This window comes from uncultured Thiocystis sp., from assembly GCF_903866365.1.
In the GTDB taxonomy this organism is placed as follows: Bacteria; Pseudomonadota; Gammaproteobacteria; order Chromatiales; family Chromatiaceae; genus Chromatium.
In genome coordinates, this window is record NZ_CAIPNF010000483.1 from 1 (window position 1) to 4,346 (window position 4,346).

At 61.0% G+C, this 4,346-nt stretch carries 4 protein-coding genes; 1 reads left to right on the forward strand and 3 read right to left on the reverse strand.

Going from position 1 to position 4,346, the window contains the following annotated elements; all coding sequences use genetic code 11:
- Nucleotides 1–175: 175 nt before the first annotated feature.
- Entirely contained in the window at nucleotides 176–616 is a 441-nt protein-coding gene (locus QZY07_RS26420) for a hypothetical protein (RefSeq protein WP_295409270.1), read from the reverse strand.
- A gap of 238 nt (nucleotides 617–854) precedes the next feature.
- On the opposite strand from QZY07_RS26420, the gene QZY07_RS26425 reads away from it, so the two are divergent.
- Nucleotides 855–1,757, forward strand: coding sequence for a phosphoribosylaminoimidazolesuccinocarboxamide synthase (locus QZY07_RS26425; RefSeq protein WP_295409264.1), 903 nt, complete (start codon nucleotides 855–857; stop codon nucleotides 1,755–1,757).
- A 221-nt stretch (nucleotides 1,758–1,978) separates the two neighbouring features.
- Here QZY07_RS26425 and QZY07_RS26430 read toward each other — a convergent pair whose 3' ends face one another.
- Both QZY07_RS26430 and QZY07_RS26435 read right to left on the reverse strand, forming a co-directional pair.
- The gene (locus QZY07_RS26430) at nucleotides 1,979–2,698 is read right to left on the reverse strand and encodes a Crp/Fnr family transcriptional regulator (protein ID WP_295409266.1); all 720 of its coding nucleotides are present in this window, start codon (nucleotides 2,696–2,698) and stop codon (nucleotides 1,979–1,981) included.
- 218 nt (nucleotides 2,699–2,916) lie between these two features.
- The gene (locus QZY07_RS26435) at nucleotides 2,917–3,933 is read right to left on the reverse strand and encodes a class 1 fructose-bisphosphatase (RefSeq protein ID WP_295409268.1); all 1,017 of its coding nucleotides are present in this window, start codon (nucleotides 3,931–3,933) and stop codon (nucleotides 2,917–2,919) included.
- Nucleotides 3,934–4,346: the final 413 nt, after the last annotated feature.

Consider the following 4,346-nt stretch of genomic DNA (forward strand, 5'->3'; position numbering starts at 1 on the left):
CAGTTGGCAGTTGGCAGTTGGCAGTTGGCAGTTGGCAGTTGGCAGTTGGCAGTTGGCAGTTGGCAGTTGGCAGTTGGCAGTTGGCAGTTGGCAGTTGGCAGTTGGCAGTTGGCAGTTGGCAGTTGGCAGTTGGCAGAGAGTTTCGTTAAGTCAGCCGCTTCAGTACAAGCAGCAATCAGCCGAACAGTCGGCGCCACCAGCGCTGACGATTTTTCGGCACGATCCGGGTCGCCGGCAGATCGCACGGCGGCAGCAGGCTCATCACCCAGCCGGGCAGGGGCGGGGCGTTGCTGTAACCGCAGGACACGCCCAGATCATGCGGATCGTAGATCTTCACGAAACCGGGACAGTGCAGGTCGTCGGCATAGACGATGCCACAGTGCGCCTCGCGATGCTCGGCGCGCAGCAGCCTGTCCATCTCCGCCATAAAGTTTCCGACCTGTTCGCCATTCGCCGCCCGCACGGGCGGCGGTTCGCCCACGGCGTACAGATACCAGCCGACGTCAGCCCGCTCCCGCAATCGTTCCCACAGCACGTCGAGCTGGTGCCAGCGCAGCGCCGAGGTAAAGCTGCCCCGAAAGGCGACGAGGAAGGGATCGGACGCATCCGCGGTCATCGCGGCCGGCTCCTGGCGATCCCGAGCCACCCTGTCGCGCACTCTGTTTTGCATCGACTTAACCTCCTCCGAATCCATCCGCGCCAGCGTCGACGCAGTTTGATTTGACAGTGAAACCGCCTCGACTCCGACGCCACAATGAGTGCCAATCGAATTGGCCGCTCGAAACGACGCAGACCGTCATGGACGCGGTTGAAGCCGATATACTCTCAGCCTTGTCGATCCGGAATCAACCATCATGCCCGCACTCTATCAATCCAATCTGTCCAGCCTGCCCCTGATCGCGCGCGGCAAAGTCCGCGATCTCTATCAGGTCGGCGTCGATCATCTGCTGGTCGTCGCCAGCGACCGTCTGTCCGCCTTCGATGTGGTGCTGCCGCAGCCGATCCCCGGCAAGGGCGAAGTGCTCACCCGCGTCTCGAATTTCTGGTTCGCGCGCACCGCCCATCTGATCCGGAACCATCTCGCGAACGTCCCGGTCGCGGCCGTTATTACCGATCCCGCCGAACTCGCCCAGCTCGGCGATCGCGCCATGGTGGTTCGCCGCCTCACGCCCCTGCCGGTGGAGGCCATCGTGCGTGGCTACCTGATCGGCTCCGGCTGGAAGGACTATCAGCGCGCGGGCGCGGTCTGCGGTATCGCGCTCCCGCGCGGTCTGCGTCTGGCGGACCGGCTTCCCGAGGCCATCTATACCCCCTCGACCAAGGCCGAACTGGGCGCGCATGACGAAAACGTCGATTTCGACCACACCGTCAAGCTGCTCGGACGCGAACTGGCCGAGCAGGTGCGCGCCGTCAGTCTGGCCATCTACGCCGACTGCGCGGCCTATGCTTACGCGCGCGGAATTATCATCGCCGATACCAAATTCGAGTTCGGTCTCGACGAACAGGGTCAGTTACTGTTGATCGACGAGTTGCTGACGCCCGACTCGTCGCGCTTCTGGCCGACGGATCAATACTGTCCCGGGACCAATCCGCCCAGTTTCGACAAGCAATTCGTGCGCGACCATCTGGAGACGCTGGATTGGGACAAAAGCCCGCCCGGACCGGAACTGCCCCAAGCCATCATCGACCGCACCGCGGACAAATATCGGGAGGCCGAAGAACGGCTGACTCGGGAGTGCGAAGTCATGCAACCTTGAGCCACACGCAGGCAGCCACCTCTGCGATTCAGTTTGAGCAATCCCGATCATCCGGCGATCCAGGCGCTTTATGAGATCTGTCTGGAACGCACACTCTTTCATCGACAATCCTAAATTCGGCACTCGGAACCGCAAAGGCGCAAAGAACACGAAGAAAAACAGAGCTATGAATCCTGTCCATTTGAAGCGTTGATTCCGGTAGAAACTGTCCCGGAAATCGCCTAAGGCCGCAGCGATCCCAGGCTGCCGATCGATAACGGCCCTGGTTCCAGGATATCCTCCATTTCCGCGATCCCGATCAGCGCCTTGGGGTCGAGAACGGTCACCTGGCTCCCCTGCATCCGGATCACGCCCTGCGCGCCGAGCGCTTTGACGACCCGCGAAAAGGTCTCTGGCTGCACCGACAGACGCGAGGCGAGCACGCCCTTGCGGACATCGAGTTCCAGGATTTGCTGCCCAGGCGGCATCTTCGCGACCAGATAACGGGCGACGCGGCTGGTCGCCGTATGCAGGGTGAGATCGTCGATCTCGCCGATCAGTCCGCGCAGCCGCTGACTCAACACCCCAAGCAACTGAAAACAGGTGTCCACGGATTCGCGCAGCATGCTGGCGAAGTCAAGCGCATCGATCGCGATCAACTCGGATGGACAGAGCGCGGAGGCACAGACCGGATAGCGCGGCGCGTTGAGAAACATCAGCGCCTCGGCGAAGGTCTGGCCGGGATTCACGATCTCGATGACCTTCTCGGCACCCTCGGGCGAGAGTCGGAACAACTGCATCTGTCCCTTCAGGAGCAGATAAAAGCGCGTGGCGGGATCGCCCTGACTGAACAGCAGTTGCTCCGCGTCCAGGGTCACGCGGGCGGCGTGACGGCTGACCCGGTCCAGTTGCGCGGTTTCCAGACGGGAGAGCAGCGGCCCTCGACGCAGTTCGTCGATCAACGTTCAATTCGCCTGTTCTGATGGAGCCTATCCTGATCGAAGAAGCCAAGAGCAATGCGAGCGAGGCTCCGCCTCGGACCGACGAGTCATGATCATCGCTTTAGCGAGCTGAACAACGATAAACTTGACTCATCTCTCGGCATTTGGCCCCCAAGCAATCTTGCGGATTCGACGAGCCTCGCTCCCAAAGGCCCGCGGGCCTTTGGGAGCGCCTGACCTCAATCCTGCTTGTGATACCCCAGGATCCGCTCGACCTCGTTCTTCGAGCCGAGGATCACCGGCACGCGCTGATGCAGCGATTCGGGTTGCAGATCCAGGATCCGCTCGGTGCCCGTGATGGAACCGCCGCCGGCCTGTTCCACGATGAAGGACATGGGATTGGCCTCGTAGAGCAGACGCAGCTTTCCGGTCAGCCCCTTCTCCTTCATCTTGGCATCCATCGGATACATGAAGATGCCGCCGCGGGTCAGGATGCGATGCACCTCGGCCACCATGGAGGCGATCCAGCGCATGTTGAAATCGTCGCCGCGCGGACCGTCCTTGCCATCCAGGCACTCCTTGACATAGCGCGTCACCGGCGGCTCCCAGAACCGCATGTTCGAGGCATTGATGGCGAACTCGCGGGTGTCGGCGGGGATCGTCATGTTCGGATGGGTGAGGATGAACTCGCCGATGTTCTGATCCAGCGTGAAGCCGTTCACCCCGTTGCCGGTGGTCAGCACCATCATGGTCGAGGGGCCGTAGAGCGCATAACCCGCCGCCACCTGCTGCGTCCCCGCTTGCAGGAAATCGCGCTCGGTCGGGGCCGCGCCGCCGCCCGCGCAACGCAGAATGGAGAAGATGGTGCCGACCGAGACATTGACATCCATGTTGGACGAACCGTCCAAGGGATCGAAGGTCAGGAGATACTTGCCGCGCGGATACTTGTCCGGAATGGGATAGATGTCGTCCATTTCCTCGGAGGCCATCGCCCCCAGATGGCCGGCCCACTCGTTGGACTTCAGAAAGACATCGTTGGAGAGGATATCCATCTTCTTCTGGGTCTCGCCCTGGACATTCTCGCTCCCGGCGCTCCCGAGCACCCCCACCAGCGCGCCATGGTTGACCATGTTACTGATGACCTTGCAGGCCGTGACCACGTCATTGAGGAGCGAGGTAAAATCGCCTGTCGCGCCGGGCATGTGGCGCTGTTCCTCGATGATGAACTGGGTAATGCTGATGCTACCGTTATGCATGCTGGTCCTCGTCTCGAAGCACGTTTGCTTTCTTTAGTCTAAGAGTTCGGCAGTATAGGGGTTCGCGAGTCGAACAGAAACCCGCCCGCCGCGCGCGAGGCGCGACCTTGGCTGCCGGACGTATGGACAACGCCGCCGGGACATCGCCGCAACCGGGCATCCGCGCCGGGCGCGTCAGGCTGAAGCGGGCGGGCGCCACCACCTTGATCGAACGGCTATCAGGAAATTCCTGACGGAGATTCCCCTATTGCCGGGCATCGGCGCCTCTTTATATCTCACGTTTCGGAGTTCAAAATCGGCGCAAAACTGGCTTTAATCGTTTGTTTATAAAGGATAATGGCCTCAAGAATGGTAAAATGTCAGGTGCTTGAATCATGACAACCACTCAAGAGGCCACAATGAAGACTCTCACA

What these genes read in the sequence shown, in the direction of transcription:
- QZY07_RS26425 (WP_295409264.1), top strand. Translation starts at nt 855, where the DNA reads ATGCCCGCACTCTATCAATCCAATCTGTCCAGCCTGCCCCTGATCGCG.
- QZY07_RS26420 (WP_295409270.1), bottom strand. Translation starts at nt 616, where the DNA reads ATGACCGCGGATGCGTCCGATCCCTTCCTCGTCGCCTTTCGGGGCAGC.
- QZY07_RS26435 (WP_295409268.1), bottom strand. Translation starts at nt 3,933, where the DNA reads ATGCATAACGGTAGCATCAGCATTACCCAGTTCATCATCGAGGAACAG.